We start from the raw sequence: 18,472 nt of genomic DNA on the forward strand, positions 1-18,472 counted from the left end.
TTGAACTTGACCGTTGACGATTTGATTCCATGGCTCGACAACGCTGAGCCTTTTGTTAACTAATGTCACCTCAACCCTGGGCTGAATCTTTGCTGAGACTGGACCAAGCGGCGATCGCCTGTTGGTGAATTAATTGCCAGGGCTGACCGGTGGCTTTGGCCAGGGCGGCACAATCGACAAATTCGGGGTGGGCATTGAGAATAATTTTTGTACCGGCCTGATAGCTGTAGGCCACTTTGATGCGGATGGAGCCATGGGCAATAACCACAGTTTGCCATTCCCGTTCCAGGGCATAGCGCTGTTGTTGGCGTACTCGGACACCAAGACTAGTGGTTTCCCGGAAGAGTAAATTGAGGCAGTGATTTTGATTTTCTGGCGCACAAAGCACAGTGAGTAAAATGCCAGGGCGGGATTTCTTCATGGCGATCGCCTGGGTGAAAACATCGATCGCCCCTTGGTGGAGCAAACTTTCCAGTAGATAACCCACGGCCTGGGGTTGGAGATCATCCAATTGGGTTTCCAGCACAGTGATAGTTTCCAGTTGCCCAAAGGGGATTTCCTTCGGTGTTTTGGCGGTTTGGGATTCCGTCCCGATCCAGAGTCGGAGAATATTGGCCAACGGTAATTCCTTACTCCCCGCCCCCAGTCCTAATTTTTGCAAATTGAATGGGGGTTTAGTGCCAAATTGGTTGGCTAAAGTAACGGCGATCGCCGCTCCGGTGGGGGTGACCAACTCCCCCGTCAAACCATTGTCATAAACTGGTACTTGGCGAGTTTCCCAGAGTCGTAACACCGCCGGGACTGGAACCGGTAAATCACCATGGGCCGCCCGCACCGTACCACTGCCCGTGGGCAAAGCGGACCAATAACATTTGTCAATGCCTAAATAATCCAGTCCCAAACAGGTACCCACAATATCAACAATGGCATCGGTGGCCCCCACTTCATGGAAATGTACTGCCTCCGGCTCAATACCGTGTACTTCCCCCTCGGCGATCGCCAGTTGATGGAAAATGGCCAAACTCCAACGACTGACCCTAGCTGGTAAATTGGACCCTTTGATTAATTGCTCTATTTCCGGTAAATGCCGCCCTCCATGGTGATGGCGATCGGAAGACGGCTCTGTTAATAGATGCACTTCCACTTTGGTGGCCGCCTGGCCTTGTTTTTGTACCATGCCCGCTGCCAAGCGATATTCATGGGCCAAACCCAGCAGGGCCAGTTTCTCCATCAGGTATTCTAGGGGAACCCCTGCCGACACCAAAGCCCCCAGGCACATATCACCGGAAATCCCCGTGGGACAGTCAAAATAAGCAATCAACCCCATAAACAATGGCCACCTTCTACAATCTTCATCCCGAAACCCCCCAACAGCGCACCGTTGAGGTGATTTGCAAAAGTCTGCGCCAGGGGGCAATTATGCTGTACCCCACCGATACGGTCTATGCCATCGGTTGTGATCTCAACGATAAAAATGCCGTTCAACGGGTCAGACAACTGAAGCAACTCTCCAATAATAAACCGTTAACGTTTCTCTGTTCGTCCCTGTCTAATATCGCTGAATATGCAGTGGTGTCGGACAATGCCTATCGCCTCATGCGTCGGTTGATTCCTGGACCCTACACTTTTCTCCTGCCGGCCACAAAACAGGTGCCGAAGCTAGTGGTGGAGCCAAAGCGAAAAACCACCGGCATACGGGTGCCCGATCGCCCCATTTGCCAAGAAATTCTGCAAAATTTAGGCAATCCAATTATTTCCACTTCCGCCCACCTACCGGATCAAGACGAGTTTGTCATGACAGAAAAGGCGAAATTATTTGACCTGTTCGACAAATTAGTGGACATCATCATCGACGATGACCAGGAGCCTGGCTATCAAACCTCCAGCATTATTGATCTCACCGACAAAGAACCAAAGGTAGTGCGGGAAGGACTGGGTTGGGAAACCCTGCGAGATCTTTTCTAGTGTGGAATCCGATTAAAGTTGACTGGGTTCCAATAACCCTATGCCCAGGTCCTTGGTCGGTGGTAGACCTAAGCTATGGCGATGTTGACGTAGCACACTAATGGCCCGCTGATATTGGGGATCAACATCCGTGGCGATTAAGTCTGGGTCGTTGCGAAACTGGAGCTTAGTATCGTTAGAAATGTCTAGATGAATGTCGGGACTGATGCCTTTGTGGTTGATATCTGTGCCACTGGGGGGATAGTAGCGGGCAATGGTGACTGCCAAGCCGGAACCGTCGGACAAGGTGTTAACAGACTGCACCGTACCTTTCCCGTAGGTAGCAGTACCCACTACAGTAGCCCTTCCCTGTTCTTTTAATGCCCCCGCCAAGATTTCACTGGCACTGGCGGAACGTTCATTGACCAATACCACCAAGGGTAAATCCGTTAGGCTCCTGCCGTTGGCCGAAAAATGGCGATCGCCGCCCCGTCGGTCAATGGTACTGACAATTTCCCCCCGATTGAGCCAGAGGCGGGCAATGTCAATACTAGAAAGCAACAAGCCCCCAGGGTTGCCCCGCAGGTCTAAGATGTAACCACTAATACGACTATTGTTCAGCTCCGTAATCGCCTTTTCCATCTGCTCAGCGGAGTGGGAACTGAATTCATCTAGGCGGATATAACCTACCCGCAATTCCCCTTCTTCCTTAACGTTGTAGGTAACGGAATCAATTTCGATATTTTCCCGTTTGAGGGTAACACTGAAAACACCGCTTTTGGGGCGGGAAAGTTGCAAACTCAACTCACTGCCAATCTCCCCCTGGATCGCCTCCGTGGCCTGCTCTAAGGACATCAAGGCCGCCGGTTGGCCGTTAATGCGGACAATGCGATCGCCAGGACGAATACCTGCTTTCAATGCTGGGGTGCCCCGCATCACATCCACCACCACCAGGTCACTACTGCGTTTATCCATCAACACCCGGATCCCCACACCGGAAGCTTCCCCCGCCGTTTGACTGCTGAGGATGGCAAATTCCTCCGGGGAAAGAAAACGGGTATAGGGATCATTCAAATCTTTTAATATGCGCCCAATTTGTCGGTAGGCCTCAGCATTATCCTGATAATTGCGCCCCAATAATTCCTGGCGCTTGGATAACCAATTGGAATGGTTAAAGTCCTTATCAACAAACTGTTGATTAACTAACTGCCATACCTCATCCACCACCGCCTTGGGGCTATTTTCCAAGAGGGTCACGTTATCGGACACACCAGTGTCATTCTCCTTTGGAGTCGCCAACGGGGGACTATCGGGATTGATTACGTTGGGAGCGCTGAGGGCTGGCTTTAGATTAGCCCCCAAACCGAAAGCAAATACCAGAGCGGCAGCCAAGGGGCGGAGGCGAAGCAAATGGGGACTCATGGAAGGCAGGGTGGGGCAAAGGGAAGCAGACAAATAATCAAGTCCGATGCAATGGGACACTGGGTCGGCGGAGGGCAGAATTCCTTCCCCAAAACGGAGGACTAAACCACTTAAGCCCAATCCTAGCAAGAAAAATCTAGTTCGTGGGCAAGATTAGGTCATCAAATCAAGCATCGTCCATTTACTCGTCTCAATGGCTGGCTTCCTTGGTTTACCTGGGGACAGTGGATGGCTTTGCAAACAAATCCCAGGCTAAGGTACTGCTCAGGGATGAATAACTAAAGGGGTGTGTACCTCTGACCATTCAAATAACCACTTGGCATGGTCAACCGCTAAATTAATACAGCCATGGCTTACTGGTGTACCAAAATTTTTGTGCCAGTAGGCTCCATGAATTGCATAGCCCCCACTGTAATATTGGGCGTAGGGAACATCATCGATATCGTAATCTTCCCCTTTCATGCGATCAATACTGCGTTTGCTTTGAATCGCAAATATACCAGGGATCGTAGGAGTGTCTTTCTTCCCTGTGGAAATAATCACAGCATAGACTGGTTTTGGCCCCTCCCAAGCTGTTAAACGCTGGGTCGAGAGATTAACTTCAATCCAACGCTCCTTGGATTTTTTGAGGATGGCCATTTTTCGATTGAGGGTATCTTGGTAGGTCTGGGCGACCACAACGGGAACAAATAAATTAACTGCAACTACTTCCGTGGCAAGAATGCCCGCCACCACCAGGCAACTCCCTCCCCATCGGACAAGGGAAGATATCATGGATGATAATCCTACTACTAATGCGTTCTTACTCTTATTTTAAGCGATTTTTTCTCAAACTGCCCCGAAAACAAGAACAAGAAGTCCATTTTCTCTGGACGGCGATCGCCGGCCCTTGTCTGATTTCTACCCTTGAAAACAAATACTATGAACCTTTGCCAGGTGACTACATGGCGGACAAATGCGAATGGGGTCGCTGACATTTGCCCAAGCCATAGAGCCCTTAAATAGATTAAATTGACTGATTGATTGCAAGCGCAGTCATAAGAAAAACTAATTTTTTTATTTAGATATTGACATTTTACAGAATCCTGTATGGGCAGCACCATAGAAGACAGCAGCGAACTTTCTTGAAAAACCGCAAAGTTTTCTATGGTTACCCTAATTGATTCTCCAACATCTGCTGCTGTCCAGCCCCGCTTAACAGTCCAAACCGCGGACATTGCAGCCAACACCACAGCGATTCGTTGCCTTGACTGGGATCGGGATCGCTTTGATATCGAGTTTGAGTTGCACCATGGCACAACCTACAACTCATTTTTAATTCAAGGGGAAAAAACAGCCCTCATTGATACTTCCCATCGCAAGTTTGAGTCCGTCTACTTGCAAGAATTGCAGGACCTAATTGACCTGAAAAGCCTCGACTACTTGATTGTCAATCACACGGAACCCGACCACAGCGGTCTGATTCCGGAACTTCTAGACCTGGCTCCCCAGGTGACGGTGATTGGCTCCAAGGTGGCCATCCAATTCCTCGAAAAGCTGGTGCACCGACCTTTTGAGTCACAGATTGTTAAAAGTGGCCACAGTCTGGATTTGGGCCAGGGTCATGAGTTGCAATTTATTTCCGCGCCCAACTTGCATTGGCCCGACACAATTTTGACCTATGATGCCGGTACCCAGGTGCTCTATACCTGTGACGTTTTCGGCATGCATTATTGTGATGATTCACTTTTGGATGAAACACCGGAACGGCTCGAACCTGATTTCCAATATTATTACAACTGCCTGATGGGGCCGAATGCCCGCTCAGTGTTGATGGCTTTGAAGCGCATTGCGCTCTTGCAATTTGATCTAGTGGCAACGGGCCATGGGCCACTGTTGCAGCATCACATTTCCCACTGGATCGGACAGTACGATACCTGGAGTCAAAATCAGGTCAAGGCTCAAACTTTTGTGGCCCTGTTTTATATGGATGGCTATGGGGTCAGCGATCGCCTAGTGCGGGCCATTGCCGATGGCATTAGTAAAACCGGTGTGGCGATTGAGTTGGTCGATCTAAGCGTGGCGGATACCCATGAAGTCCGCACCCTGGCCCAATGCGCAGCAGGACTGGTGCTGGGTATGCCTCCCCAATCTTCTACTTCAACAACCCTAGATCCTTTACTGGGCACCATTTTAGCTGCGGTACACCCCAAACAGGTGATTGGTCTCTTTGAAACCGGGGGGGGGCAGGATGAGCCCATTTATCCCCTCCGCAATCGCTTCCAGGAATTAGGTTTGCTAGAAGCCTTTGAACCAATTTTACTCAAGACGGAACCGACGGCGGCCACGGACCAGCTTTGTCGTGAAGCGGGCACCGATCTGGGCCAGTACCTCACCCAGAGTCAATCTCCACCAGCAGATACAGCCCTCGATCCAGAACTCAACCAGGCGATCGGTCGCCTTAGCACTGGACTCTATATTCTGACGGCCCAAAAGGGGGATGTAAGAAGTGCCATGCTGGCTTCCTGGGTGATTCAAGGCAGCTTTGAACCCCTCGGCATTGTGATTGCAGTGGCCAAAGATCGGGCGATCGAATCATTGCTCCATCCCGGTGACACCTTTGTACTTAATGTGCTGGAGGAGGACAACTATCAAAGCCTGATGCGCCATTTCCTGCTGCGTTTTCCCCCAGGGGCTGATCGATTTGCTGAAGTTAACACCTATCCAGCCCAGAATGGTTCTCCGATTTTGTTGGAAACCCTAGCCTATCTGGAATGTGAGGTTACCTCCCGTCTTGATGGCAATGACCATTGGTTGGTCTACAGTACCGTACAAACCGGGCGGGTCGCCAAATTGAATGCACTAACTGCCACCCACCACCGCAAACTGGGCAACCACTACTAAATTCACCTTCTACCTGGGATTTTCTCATGCAACTCCTCTCAACCAATTCGGATTCGGACGCAAAGCCCACTCTTCTCTATTTCAGTCGTGCCCTTGTTGTTCGTCTGCTGGAAACGGTGCAGGACTTTATTGTGATTTCACTTTGCGTTGGCCTGTTCAGTTTTATGGTGATGCAGTTGCGGGAAATGTTTGTGTCTCTTTTTCCGCCACTAGACTTTCCCCGGGTCACCGCCGACATTCTATTCCTGCTGATTTTAGTGGAGCTATTTCGGTTGCTGATTATTTATCTTCAGGAACACCGGGTTTCGATCGGAGTTGCAGTAGAAGTTTCAATTGTTTCAGTGCTACGGGAAATTATTGTGCGGGGCGTTCTGGAAGTGCCCTGGGAGCAAGTGCTAGCAGCTTGTTCGTTTCTGCTCATTCTTGGTGCTTTGCTCGTAGTAAGAGTTTGGTTACCCCCCACGTTTGAGGGGGTCGATCCTGAACGGGAAATCTCTCGCCGTCATCAAGTCCGCAAGTCCGGTAAGGCTTCCTCATCAATTTAACTATTTTGACCATCCTTGCCCCCCGTCATCTTTATTTGAAGTTAAACCTATGATTTCTCCAATTAGCGGTCTCCCACAAGCTTTGGATACTTCTTCAGATTCAATTGCCGTTGCTTCCCTGCCTCGGGATATGCAGGTGGCAGAGATAGCCCCCCAAACCCAAGTATTGCGGTCTCGCCTCTGGGATCGACTCAAATTTGAGGTGGAATATGGTCGCCGTCGGGGTACTACGTCTAATTCCTATCTGATTCAGGCCGATTACACGGCACTGATTGATCCCCCAGGGGAGTCATTTTGTGATTTATATCTATCGGAATTGCCAAAATATTTAGATTTAGCCCAGCTTGACTACATCATCACTAGTCATGTTAATCCCAATCGCATGGTTACCCTGGAGGAACTAATGCGCCTGGCACCAAAGGCCAAACTTGTTTGTTCCCGCCCCGCAGTGAAAGTGCTTAAAGCCACCTTTCCCCATTGGGAAGAGCGATTCCAGACCGTGCGGTCCCAGGACACCCTAGATTTAGGTCAGGGCCATGGGCTGCAGTTAATGACTGTGCCGACTCCCCGTTGGCCGGACGGTTTGTGTACCTACGATTTGGCTACCCAAATCCTTTTCAGTGATAAGTTGTTTGGCACCCATGTTTGTGGCGATGCAATTTTTGATGAGGACTGGCGACAATTAAGTGGCGATCGCCGTTTTTATTTTGATTGTTTGCATGCCCCCCAAACCAAACAGGTGGAAACGGCATTGGATCAATTTGATTCGTTAACTCTGAAGACGATCGCGCCGGGCCATGGCCCCCTGGTTCGTTTTAGCCTCAGTCGTCTGTACGGTGATTATCGCCAATGGTGTCAGCAACAACCCCGCCAGACCCTTAAAGTGGCATTGATCTATGCTTCTGCCTATGGCAATACCGCCACCATGGCCCAGGCGATCGCCAAGGGATTAATTAAAGCCGGTGTCGCCGTCGAAACCATTAACTGTGAAATCGCTGAAACCGACGAAATTGCCGAAGCAATTCAAGCCTGTGACGGGTTTATTATTGGTTCTCCTACCCTAGGAAGCCATGCCCCTGTACAAATCCAAACTGCATTGGGCATTGTTTTATCCTCCGCAACCAAAACCAAATTAGCTGGGGTCTTTGGTTCCTATGGCTGGAGTGGTGAAGCCATTGACTTAATTGAAACCAAGTTAAAAGATGGGGGCTATCGCTTCGGCTTTGAAACGATTCGCATCCAATTCAGCCCTGGGCCCGATGCCTTAGATAATTGCACAACCTCCGGCGCAAATTTCGCCCGGCAACTGCGTACCAGGAAGCGGCAGAGAGTTGCCCGTCAGGCTACCACCGAAACCCAAGCCGATCGCACCCAGCAAGCGGTGGGACGTATTATCGGCTCCATTGGTGTGGTCACAACCCAATCTAACGGCAGACATCGAGGTATTTTGACCTCCTGGGTTTCCCAAGCCAGCTTCACCCCCGCCGGCATTATGCTAACAATTCCAACTCAATGTGATGCCTACGGTCTAGCCCAGCAAAATACTGCCTTTGTACTTAACCTCTTGCAAGAGGGACGGAGTGTACGGCGCCATTTTGTTCCCCGGCCTCTCCCTAAAGATTGTGATGATAATCCCTTCAGCACAGTGGAACATTATTCGGCCCAAAATGGTTGTCTGATTTTAGCGGAAGCGTTGGCTTATCTTGAATGCCGAGTCCAATCCTGGTCAGATATAGGCGATCATGTTCTGATTTATGCAACGGTTCAAGCCGGACAGGTCTTACAACCCAACGGCATCACTGCCATGCGGCATCGTAAATCGGGGGGACAATATTAGGCGCTGTAGTCTTTTGGATTAACTTCCAATGAGTCGGTAACTCAGGACCCATTTTTAAAAAGAGTCTTAAAATTGCTGGAGCCCTTATGGGACAAGTGTTGGGTCTATTTAATAGTTTGACTCCGAAGTCCTTGTGATGGGCTGATCTAAGCAGGCCCATAGGATCAGCTCCCATTGTCCTTAGGTTTCTAAATTTGGTTATCGACTTTATTAATGGCATCGACCACTCCAAATATGCAGAGTTAATTGGTTGGTGTAATAAAACTATTTAGTCGATTGGTTTTAGCGACAAGCTCTCGCTTTAAAGAAACTAGTGAATCTACTGAACTTTTTGTCCAGTATGTTTCCATAGCTCCCCGCATACAGTGTTTCTTCGCTTGTTGAGCAACATTTAATTTTTTTATATTAAATGCATATTAAATATCCTGAATTTTGATGTCAGTATCAAAAAGCAAATATTAAAAAGCTTTGATTGTCTAAATTCAGCTATCCGACAAGCAATGAATCCCTAACTGTTACCTCGAGGTTGACACCATGGACTCCCTCTCCGATCCCCTGCAATCTTTTTTAGACTTGGAGTTTGGGCTGAGGTTTTTATGGCCAAAAGAGAACCGGGTAGCCACCTCTGAAATCGTTATGTCTCCCCTCTCCACCACCCTGAGATCTTTTCTGAACTTAGGGTTTGGACAGACGATTCTGGAACAGAATCAGAGCCAATTTGTCGCCGCCGAGGTCGTTGCCTCTCCGATCGCCATCTCCAATTGGAATGAAGGAAATCTTAGAAATTTTCTGGCTTGGGTTGGACCAATATTTCCCCTAGATCTGACAGTTGCGCTTGTAAATTTGTCTAATGAAAACTCTATTTTTCATTTGGTCCCATTGCCAGATGTTCAGCCATTTAACGAGCCCAGTCCCCTCTTATCCGAAGAAAATGGGATCAACGGGGAATTCGAGCTTGCGGCAATCTCTTTGCTCAATCGGGACGGATGGTTAGGAGAATCATCAAACCCATCCCACCTTTTGGCCAATTCCTCGGCTTCTTGTGCCTGTCCAGCCTGTGCAATGTTGATCACCCAAGCTCCAGTTGGTTACCAAGATGGTACAGCGTCAATCCCGCCCATAGCCTTTGATAAAACTTTTAAACTCCACAGTAATCCTTTTGCCAACCACACAATCTATCTAGATTTTGATGGTTATTTTATCGCCAGTTCCCAGTGGGAAAACGGAGGAGCCCTCCAGCTTCAGCCTTACTACAGTGGAAGCACATTTACCGATGCCAATAAAGAAGAAATCCAGAAAATATGGCAACGGGTTGCAGAAGATTTCGCGCCCTTTAATGTTAATGTCACCACCGAAGAACCCAATACAGAAGATTTGAAAAAGTCCGGTAATGGGGATCAACGTTGGGGCATTCGCGTTGCCATGACCAGTAATTTAAACCTTGTCACGGGAAAAGCCATTACCAATGCAGGAGGCGGAGGCACAGCCTACTACAACAGTTTCAACTGGGCTACGGATGAAGTGGCGCTGGTGTTTAATCAAGGAGAATATGCCGGTGCGGAAACCGTTAGCCACGAAGTAGGCCATACCCTAAATCTCCGCCATGACGGAGGTAGCTATGGTAGCAATTCTAGCTATTATGAAGGGCATGGTTCCGGCGCAACGAGCTGGGGCACGATTATGGGTGCGCCTTTTATCAACGCCGATGAGAATGTTACCCAATGGAGCAAGGGTGAATACATAGGCGCTAACAATACAGAAGACGATCTCGCTATCATCACCAGCAATGGCTTTAGCTACCGAGTCGATGATTACGGCAACACCTTGGCTTCTGCCTTTGAGTTAACCGGCAGCAATATTAGTACTTTCGGAATTATTGAACGCACAAGCGATATCGATTGGTTTAAGTTTGTCACTGGGGTTGGAAACATTAATTTCAATATCAACAACGCCTCTCGCGCTTATGTCGCCAATGGGGATGGCAGCTACACGACAGAATATCTAACTCCTCGGGGGCCAAATTTAGATATTTTTGCCAAATTGTTCGACGCTTCTGGCAATCTGCTTGTCCAAAATAATCCTTCAGATTTACTGACCGCAAGTCTAAACTATACGATTACAACGGCCGGCACCTATTATTTGTCAATTGATGGAGTCGGTGTTGGTAATCCTTTCGCCAATCCCCCCTCTGGATATACCGAATACGCTAGTCTCGGCCAATATTTAATTACAGGAAGCGTTGTTCAGCCCACTACCAGTCCGGCAATTCTTGTCTCACCGACATCGGGGTTGACGACAACGGAAGCTGGAACACAGGCAAGCTTTACCGTAGTTTTGGCGACCCAGCCCTCCGCTAATGTCACCATTGGAGTTAGTAGTAGCAATACTAACGAGGGAATAGTTAATGTAAACGCACTTACATTCACAAGTTCGAACTGGAATGTTCCCCAGACTGTTACGATTACGGGAGCAGATGACAGTGTAGACGACGACAACGTTTCTTACACTATTGTTCTAGCTCCCGCTAGCTCCACTGACCCCGATTATGGTGGACTGGATGCAGCCAACGTAACCATTACCAATCAGGACAATGACACTGCTGGTATTTTGATTAGCAGTCCCAGCGCCAATAACACCACTGAAGATGGCGGAACAGTGACCTTTGCCGTCCACCTCAAGTCTAAACCAACCGCCGATGTTACTTTACCCATTAGCTCTAGCGATATTTCAGAAGGTGTACTTAGTGCTTCTTCCCTAGTTTTTACCAGTGTTAATTGGAATATTTCCCAGATTGTAACGGTAACCGGTGTTAACGATGGGCAAACTGATGGTAATGTGTCCTACTCCATTGTGACAGGTACGGCATCCAGCATTGACGGCAAGTACAATGGTTTGAATCCTGATGATGTTGTCTTAGTCAATAACGATAATGAACCCGATCCAGTAACCATTTTTTCCGATAGCTTTGAAGTCTCGGAGTGGAACGGTCTATGGATCGAAGATAGTCAAAATGATTGGTTTCGTTCTACCCAAAGGGCCCGGGATGGTTCCCGTTCTGCAGAAGTGGATGGGACGGCGAATAATGCGACCCTAACTATTGCCCAACCCCTTAACCTCACTGCCTACAGCAGCGCCACCCTCTCGTTCTCTTGGTTCATCGAAAGTAACTGGGATAGTGGCGAATACATTGCCCTTGATTTTTGGAATGGCAGTAGCTGGCAAGAACAACAACGTTTAGCTGGCAATATCAGTCCGGAGAATGTTTGGCAGGATGTTTCCATCAATGTACCAATCTTAAGTAACTTCCAGTTCCGCTTCCGGGCTAGTGTCAGTAGTAGTAACGAAGACGGTAACGTCGATAACGTTAAAATTACTGCCCTGCCTTCTGGGCAAAATACCTTTCCCCAAGCTTTTATTACTGGCAATACCTCGGTTAATGAAGGGGCAATTTTAGTCTTGTCGGGGGCTAACTCCACCGATAGTGATGGCTCAATTACTCGCTATGACTGGGATTTTGATGGTGACGGTCAATATGACGACGCAACAGGCCCCAGTGTCAACTTCACAACATCTAATAGTGGCATTGCTACCGTTGGATTACAAGTTACAGATAATCTTGGGGGGACAGCAAAGGCCAGCCAGATCATTACTGTCAATAACGTTGCCCCGATCGCCAACGCGGGTATTTCCCAGACAGGTTTTATCAACGTTCCCTTTGTCCTCTCCGGTGCAAATTCCACCGATCCAGGGAATGACATTATGACCTATGCCTGGGATTTGGATGCCGATGGCCACTACGATGATGGGACTGGTGTTGACACAACTTTTATTCCAACTCAGCCTGGCATCTATACCATTGGTCTTCAAGTTACCGATGCCGATGGCGCTTCCTCGACGGACACCACAACCATCACAGTTCAAGATAAGCCGGCAGAAAATCTACTGTTCTACGACAGCTTTGAATTGTCGGAATGGAATGGGAACTGGGTTGAGGATAATCAGAATGATTGGTTTCGCTCTACCCAACGGGCCCGGGATGGATCTCATTCAGCAGAGGTAGATGGACTAGCTAATAATGCCACTCTGACTATGGCTAGACCACTCAATTTAGCCGATTATAGTAGTGCTGTCCTCACTTTTTCCTGGTTCATCGAGGGAAATTGGGACTATGGCGAATACATTGCCCTAGACCTTTTTAATGGCAGTAACTGGACAGAGGTCAAACGTTTATCTGGTAATGTGGACCCGGAAAATAGTTGGCAAGATGTTTCCCTGGCTCTGCCTCTCAGTAATAGTTTCAATTTAAGGTTTCGGGCCACTGTTAGTAGTAGCCTTGAAGACGGCAACATTGATAATGTACGCATTGTCGGACTAGGCAGCGGCACTGCGGCTTCAGCCTACGGTTTGAACCTGGAAACACCGGAGACTGGGCTGTTTTCTCCCATGGGCTCCTATGGACAGGTCTTAGGAATAGGAGTGGATGGCCTACATCCCAGCTAGTTGACATCCTCCAACCCGGCTAAAGCCGGGAGATTCCTAGACTTCACAATCTAGGCTTTCTGCTTCATAGCTCGATGCTTTTCGGACTACCCTCGCCTGTTCTACTACAAACCCCTCTGGAATAGAACGGGTATAGTGCCAAACCACTTTGCCAATTTTGGGGAGTTTAATCCCTTCTGCGGACACCGGGTTTTTCCCTAACTGAGGGAAGACAAATGAACGCAGATTGTGCCGCTTTTTAAAGCGTGGAAAACCAAACCCTCTTTTGTGCATATCATCCCAAGCCCGCTCCAACTTCCTCAAGGTTTGTTGGAGGATTTGGGAATGGGTGTTGGCTAATTCAGGAATGTGTTTTCTTGCCTCTGTTAAGCGTTTTGCTTGAACTTGGTAATCAGGAAAGGGTTCGTCCGCAGAGATAATGTATTCCCCTCGAATTGAGCAAGCATTAACTGGAGACCTACGAGAAGCACACCAATCCTTGCGTTCTCGCAGGGCATAGTTTCACACCTTGCGACAGACATTTAAGCTTTCCTCTATGTCCAGCACTTGTTGTGGAGTTGGTTTCAGCTTGTAGGCGTAGGTCATGGTTAACAGACCCACACTTTAGCTTACACAAGATGTTTTGTGTGTAAAACTTTCACCTGCCAATTAAAGCGGTCCTGAAGTACCCCCAGGAATTGGGGCGAGAATAATTTCAAATTGAGTGAAACATTGTTTCTGTTTGTGCTCAAACCCCTCATCCCTAGGAAATTGCCCATCTTTAGACGTCATAGATTCGGGCTTCAAGAGCACTGGGATTTTCGGTGCAGTAGTGGGTAAAGGAATTGTGTGGTGTGTTTTTGGGCAGAGATTTGTCAACCTGTTGCAATTCTTCAACGGTTTCCCAAGCAAGCACCGCATCTAGGCTACCCAAGCCGTATATTTCAGTGATGCGGCGAGCATGTTCTAAAGCGGCTTTAAGACGGTTGTCCAATGTCGTGGCTGAAACATTAACATTATCTGCCAATATTGTTGCGGGTTGAGAAGCTTTAACCGGGGTGATAGTCAGGTAAGACATGGCAATAACTACGTTTTTATGAACTGTCTCTAAGCTTATCCATAATTACTAGCAATGTAAATATCAAATTGATATAAGATTCAATTATCTTTCATCAGCTAAATAAATCTTTGGCCTTGCTCGGAATTAATGCTTGCCCACCCTTGCCGAAGTTAAAAAGTTAACTCCCTAGCCCATCGGAATTTGGACCGTTGTCCGTGCCATGGGCCCGCAATCAATACAATCCCATCTGATGTCGATGTTCGGAGAATGGTCCGCCACTGTTCTAAGTCATTATTCAAGAGCGCATTGCCGGGGCAAGCCCACTTCCATGGAGTGGGACAGATTTGTCATTGGGCAGAGGGAAAAAGCTAAACTGGAGGGCAATTTGATCATTTTCACTATCATTGGGGAATCTCCATGTGTGGCATTGTTGGTTACATCGGCACCCAAACGGCGGTAAATATCCTCATTGAAGGGCTAGAACGCTTGGAATATAGAGGTTATGACTCTGCTGGCATTGCTACGGTCACCGAAGAAAAAATTGAGTCGGTGCGGGCTAAGGGCAAACTATTTAACCTCAAGGAGAAGCTAGAAAACCACAGCAACTTTTCCCGCCTTGGCATTGGACACACCCGTTGGGCCACCCACGGTAAACCAGAGGAGCATAATGCCCACCCCCACTTGGATAACCAGCAACGCATCGCCGTTGTGCAAAATGGCATCATTGAAAATTACCAAACCCTGAGGGATAACTTAAAGGAAAAGGGTTATCAGTTTTATTCGGAAACTGACACTGAGGTCATTCCGATTTTAATCGCCGATATTCTTAAAGATTTGCCCGGCGATGACCCAGACGAAGCCCTGCTAGAAGCCATTGGCAAGGCGGTACACCAGTTAGAGGGAGCCTTTGCGATCGCCGTGTTGGATGCCCATTGCCCGGAACAGTTAATTGTGGCCCGACAGCAAGCCCCCTTAATTTTGGGATTTGGCCAGGGGGAATTTTTCTGTGCGTCCGATGTGACTGCCCTAGTGCCCCACACCAATACAGTGCTTTCGTTGGAGAATGGGGAAATTGCCAGGTTAACGCCCCTGGGGGTAGAAGTTTATGATTTCCAACTCAAAAGACTGCGGAAACTGCCCCGTACCTTAGATTGGAGTGCCACCACCGTCGAAAAACAGGGCTTTCGGCACTTTATGCTCAAGGAAATCTACGAGCAACCAGCCGTTGTCCGCACTTGCTTGGCAACTTATCTGAATGAACAATGGCGGGCCGCCGACCATCCCAGCCATAGCCCCGTATTCCTGGGCCTAGATCCCCAGTTGACCAAAAATCTACAACACATTCAAATTTTGGCCTGTGGCACCAGCTGGCATGCAGGCCTGGTGGGGAAATATTTACTAGAACAATTGGCTGGTATTCCCACCACGGTGCATTACGCTTCGGAATTTCGCTATGCGGCCCCTCCCCTAACGCCCCATACTCTCACCATTGGCGTGACTCAGTCGGGAGAAACGGCGGATACTTTGGCGGCCCTGGAAATGGAAAAACAGCGGCGCCTCACTTTGGAAGACGACTATAAACCTTTAATTTTGGGTATTACCAACCGTCCCGAAAGTACCCTGGCCACTATGGTTAATGAAATTATCAATACCCATGCTGGCATTGAAATTGGGGTGGCGGCCACCAAAACTTTTGTAGCTCAGGTGTTGGCGTTCTACTTCCTGGCCCTGGACATCGCTTTTCAGCGGCACAGTCTGAGCCTGGAGGCCATAGAACACATTATGGTGGGTCTGCGACAATTGCCCGCCCAGATTGAAACTATTTTGGAACAACAGAGTAGTGCCATTGAAGCCCTAGCCCATGAATTTGCCGAAACCCAGGACTTTATTTTCTTAGGGCGGGGCATTAACTTTCCCATTGCCTTGGAAGGAGCCCTCAAGCTGAAGGAAATTAGTTATATTCATGCGGAAGGTTATCCTGCGGGGGAAATGAAACACGGCCCCATTGCCCTTTTGGATGCCAAAGTCCCAGTGGTGGCGATCGCCATGCCGGGGTCAGTCCATGACAAAGTAATTTCCAATGCCCAGGAGGCCAAAGCCAGGGATGCCAGGTTAATCGGAGTCACTCCCATGGACGACAACCAAGCCCGTTCTGTGTTCGATGATTTATTGTTGGTGCCCCACGTAGAGGAAATGCTCTCCCCCATTGTGGCTGTCATTCCCCTACAACTTTTGGCCTACCACATTGCTGCCCGCCGAGGTTTAGACGTGGATCAACCCCGTAATTTGGCCAAATCCGTCACAGTGGAGTAGGTCACAAACCCTAGGTGATTGGTTGATGTCGGCGGAGCTCTGCTGCCAGAAAAAAGCTGTGGAACAATGGCAGGTAAACCCATTTATGTTCACCGGCAACTCGGTGTCGCAACTTCAAAACAATCTCCTATGACAAGCAAAAAAATTTCCTGGCCACAAACCGTCATTGCCCTACTTTTAACCCTAGGTTTATGGCTAGGATTGGCTGATTTACCCGCCTATGCCCTGGGGGGCAGCCAACCCGCACTAGACCAACCCGCGCCCCTGTTCACCCTGCCCAGCACCACTGGCGAAGGGGAAATTAATTTGGCTGATTACCGTGGTCAATGGGTAGTTTTATATTTTTACCCCCAGGACTTTACCCCTGGCTGTACTTTGGAAGCCCAGCGTTTCCAGCGGGATTTGACCAAATACCAAGCCCTCAACACCCAGGTAATTGGGGTGAGTGTGGACGATTTAGATTCCCATGAAGCTTTTTGTGATGCGGAGGGACTTAAGTTTCCCCTCTTGGCAGACTCCGATGGGGCGGTGATTAAAGCCTATGGCTCTTGGCTGAGTGGCATGGCCCTGCGGCATACCTACGTCATCGATCCCGAGGGTATGTTGCGGGAAAGATTTCTCGGCGTCAGACCCGCCACCCACAGTGAAGAAGTTTTAGCCCGCCTAGAAGAATTGCAAGCCTAGGCGATCGCCATTTTTGTTCAACAAATTTCCAGGGTTTTAAAACTCAAAACTTTCCTGAGTCAGGGCCGTTTGGCGGTCTTGACAGGCCAGGTAAACTGCCTCTAGTAAAACTTCGGGGGGAGTATCGGCCAGGGGAGCCGTGAGACGCAAGCGGTCTTGTATCTGTTGGGCTAGCCTTGCCTCTGCTTGTTGCCTCGCCTTGGGCAGCAAATCCCCCCGTCGGAGCAGATAGTCCCGGATCACGAACCAATGGTCCGCCGTAATTCTTTCTAAGCCCGGCCATTGGCTTAATTGAGTCGCTAAGGATTTAGCCGCTTCCGGTTGCTGAAGCTGTAGGCGATCGCCTCTTTGGTCTCGACTTTCTCGAATCACCAGGGTGTCAGCCAATAAATCCCCAATACGTTTTTCCTGCCGGCCAAAAATGATCATCAGAGCGCCAATGTAGAGAAAATCATCAATGGGGCGAAATAGAGCCCGTAAACTAGCTTCCTGCAGCCCCACTGGTCGGCCATCTCCCCTGATTACCCGAATTTTAGCCCGACGCTTACCAGGGGTTTGTCCCTGCCATAGGGTTTCAAAAAAGACAAAATAGCCCACATAAACCGCAAAAATCAGAAAGATTTGGATAGCTGTCAACCACAATTGCCAGTCGTCGGATACATAAAGGGAAAGGTTATAGGCCAGTACCGCCCAAATAATTAAAAGTACAAAGATTATGGTTCCCAGGCAGATATAGTCAATCAACACCGCATACAGACGATTGCCAATGCCGGCCAGGGTAAACTCTAATTCGACACTTTCGGGGGTTTCCACCTGATAATGGTTAAACAGGGCCATGGTTTCTAGCTTGAATGGAAAGGAGGGGAACAAATGGGACAATGGCGGCTAAATAGCCGGTCAATGGGACAGTGTCATCCCTAGGGCAAGCTTTAAAATTTTGCCCGATCGCCGTAAGATAAAGGCTGACAAAGCTCGTTTTTATCGGCGTATTTAACAAAAGACTATGGACATTTTGACATTAGGTTGGGTAAGCGTGTTGGTTCTGTTCACCTGGTCCATCAGCATGGTGGTGTGGGGTCGGAACGGCTTCTAGGGAAAACCTCGGATTTGTCGCCGTTTAAGAGCTTTTGATACCGTGGAATCAACTCCTGTTCTCAATACCCTTTTCTTAGTGGCCCTGGTGATGCTAGTGCTGGTCAGTGGAGGCATTCTCTACCTGACCACCTTGGAATGGCGCGATCGCCGTCGTCAGGACCGAGATAAAAAAATGAGCCGCTAAATTTGTTTGATTTGCGGACATAACCG

At 48.7% G+C, this 18,472-nt stretch carries 15 protein-coding genes; 10 read left to right on the plus strand and 5 right to left on the minus strand.

Annotated elements, in window-relative coordinates; translation table 11 throughout:
- Positions 1-70: 70 nt before the first annotated feature.
- Positions 71-1,327: a nickel pincer cofactor biosynthesis protein LarC gene (gene larC, locus H6G45_RS11650; protein ID WP_190598595.1), complete on the minus strand. Its 1,257-nt coding sequence runs from the start codon at positions 1,325-1,327 to the stop codon at positions 71-73.
- A 5-nt stretch (positions 1,328-1,332) separates the two neighbouring features.
- Between larC and H6G45_RS11655 the strand changes: the two genes are divergently transcribed.
- Complete coding sequence (locus H6G45_RS11655) at positions 1,333-1,965, plus strand: L-threonylcarbamoyladenylate synthase (protein WP_190598596.1); 633 nt, start codon at positions 1,333-1,335, stop codon at positions 1,963-1,965.
- Between the two features lie 12 nt (positions 1,966-1,977).
- Here H6G45_RS11655 and ctpB read toward each other — a convergent pair whose 3' ends face one another.
- Entirely contained in the window at positions 1,978-3,495 is a 1,518-nt protein-coding gene (ctpB, locus tag H6G45_RS11660) for a carboxyl-terminal processing protease CtpB (protein WP_242018147.1), read from the minus strand.
- Positions 3,496-3,630: 135 nt separating this feature from the next.
- Positions 3,631-4,140, minus strand: coding sequence for a L,D-transpeptidase (locus tag H6G45_RS11665; RefSeq protein WP_190598597.1), 510 nt, complete (start codon positions 4,138-4,140; stop codon positions 3,631-3,633).
- 20 nt (positions 4,141-4,160) lie between these two features.
- Between H6G45_RS11665 and H6G45_RS11670 the strand changes: the two genes are divergently transcribed.
- The 5 genes from H6G45_RS11670 (at position 4,161) to H6G45_RS11690 (ending at position 13,131) form a co-directional block, all read left to right on the plus strand.
- Positions 4,161-4,340: a hypothetical protein gene (locus H6G45_RS11670; RefSeq protein WP_190598598.1), complete on the plus strand. Its 180-nt coding sequence runs from the start codon at positions 4,161-4,163 to the stop codon at positions 4,338-4,340.
- Between the two features lie 172 nt (positions 4,341-4,512).
- Positions 4,513-6,249, plus strand: a complete 1,737-nt coding sequence (locus H6G45_RS11675) for a diflavin flavoprotein (protein WP_190598599.1) — start codon at positions 4,513-4,515, stop codon at positions 6,247-6,249.
- 26 nt (positions 6,250-6,275) lie between these two features.
- A complete protein-coding gene (locus H6G45_RS11680) occupies positions 6,276-6,794 on the plus strand; it encodes a phosphate-starvation-inducible PsiE family protein (RefSeq protein WP_190598600.1) in 519 nt (172 codons plus the stop codon).
- 49 nt (positions 6,795-6,843) lie between these two features.
- A complete protein-coding gene (locus H6G45_RS11685; RefSeq protein ID WP_190598601.1) occupies positions 6,844-8,631 on the plus strand; it encodes a diflavin flavoprotein in 1,788 nt (595 codons plus the stop codon).
- 1,062 nt (positions 8,632-9,693) lie between these two features.
- On the plus strand, positions 9,694-13,131 hold the full coding sequence (locus tag H6G45_RS11690; RefSeq protein WP_190598602.1) for a PKD domain-containing protein: 3,438 nt from the start codon (positions 9,694-9,696) through the stop codon (positions 13,129-13,131).
- Positions 13,132-13,891: 760 nt separating this feature from the next.
- Here H6G45_RS11690 and H6G45_RS11700 read toward each other — a convergent pair.
- Complete coding sequence (locus H6G45_RS11700) at positions 13,892-14,188, minus strand: Calvin cycle protein CP12 (RefSeq protein WP_190598603.1); 297 nt, start codon at positions 14,186-14,188, stop codon at positions 13,892-13,894.
- A gap of 399 nt (positions 14,189-14,587) precedes the next feature.
- Here H6G45_RS11700 and glmS point away from each other — a divergent pair, with 399 nt between their 5' ends.
- Both glmS and H6G45_RS11710 read left to right on the plus strand, forming a co-directional pair.
- On the plus strand, positions 14,588-16,483 hold the full coding sequence (gene glmS / locus H6G45_RS11705; protein WP_190598604.1) for a glutamine--fructose-6-phosphate transaminase (isomerizing): 1,896 nt from the start codon (positions 14,588-14,590) through the stop codon (positions 16,481-16,483).
- A gap of 129 nt (positions 16,484-16,612) precedes the next feature.
- Positions 16,613-17,167 carry a peroxiredoxin gene (locus tag H6G45_RS11710; RefSeq protein ID WP_190598605.1) on the plus strand — a complete coding sequence of 185 codons (555 nt, stop codon included), beginning with the start codon at positions 16,613-16,615 and terminating at the stop codon, positions 17,165-17,167.
- A gap of 36 nt (positions 17,168-17,203) precedes the next feature.
- Here H6G45_RS11710 and H6G45_RS11715 read toward each other — a convergent pair whose 3' ends face one another.
- Positions 17,204-18,004 (minus strand): RDD family protein, encoded by an 801-nt coding sequence (locus H6G45_RS11715; protein WP_190598606.1) that lies wholly within the window; start codon positions 18,002-18,004, stop codon positions 17,204-17,206.
- A 166-nt stretch (positions 18,005-18,170) separates the two neighbouring features.
- Here H6G45_RS11715 and petN point away from each other — a divergent pair, with 166 nt between their 5' ends.
- Both petN and H6G45_RS11725 read left to right on the plus strand, forming a co-directional pair.
- Complete coding sequence (gene petN, locus H6G45_RS11720; protein ID WP_010871354.1) at positions 18,171-18,260, plus strand: cytochrome b6-f complex subunit PetN; 90 nt, start codon at positions 18,171-18,173, stop codon at positions 18,258-18,260.
- A gap of 42 nt (positions 18,261-18,302) precedes the next feature.
- Positions 18,303-18,446, plus strand: coding sequence for a hypothetical protein (locus tag H6G45_RS11725; protein WP_190598607.1), 144 nt, complete (start codon positions 18,303-18,305; stop codon positions 18,444-18,446).
- The last annotated feature ends 26 nt before the right edge of the window (positions 18,447-18,472 follow it).

Source organism: Synechocystis sp. FACHB-383 (assembly GCF_014698605.1).
Taxonomy (GTDB): Bacteria; Cyanobacteriota; Cyanobacteriia; order Cyanobacteriales; family Microcystaceae; genus Synechocystis; species Synechocystis salina.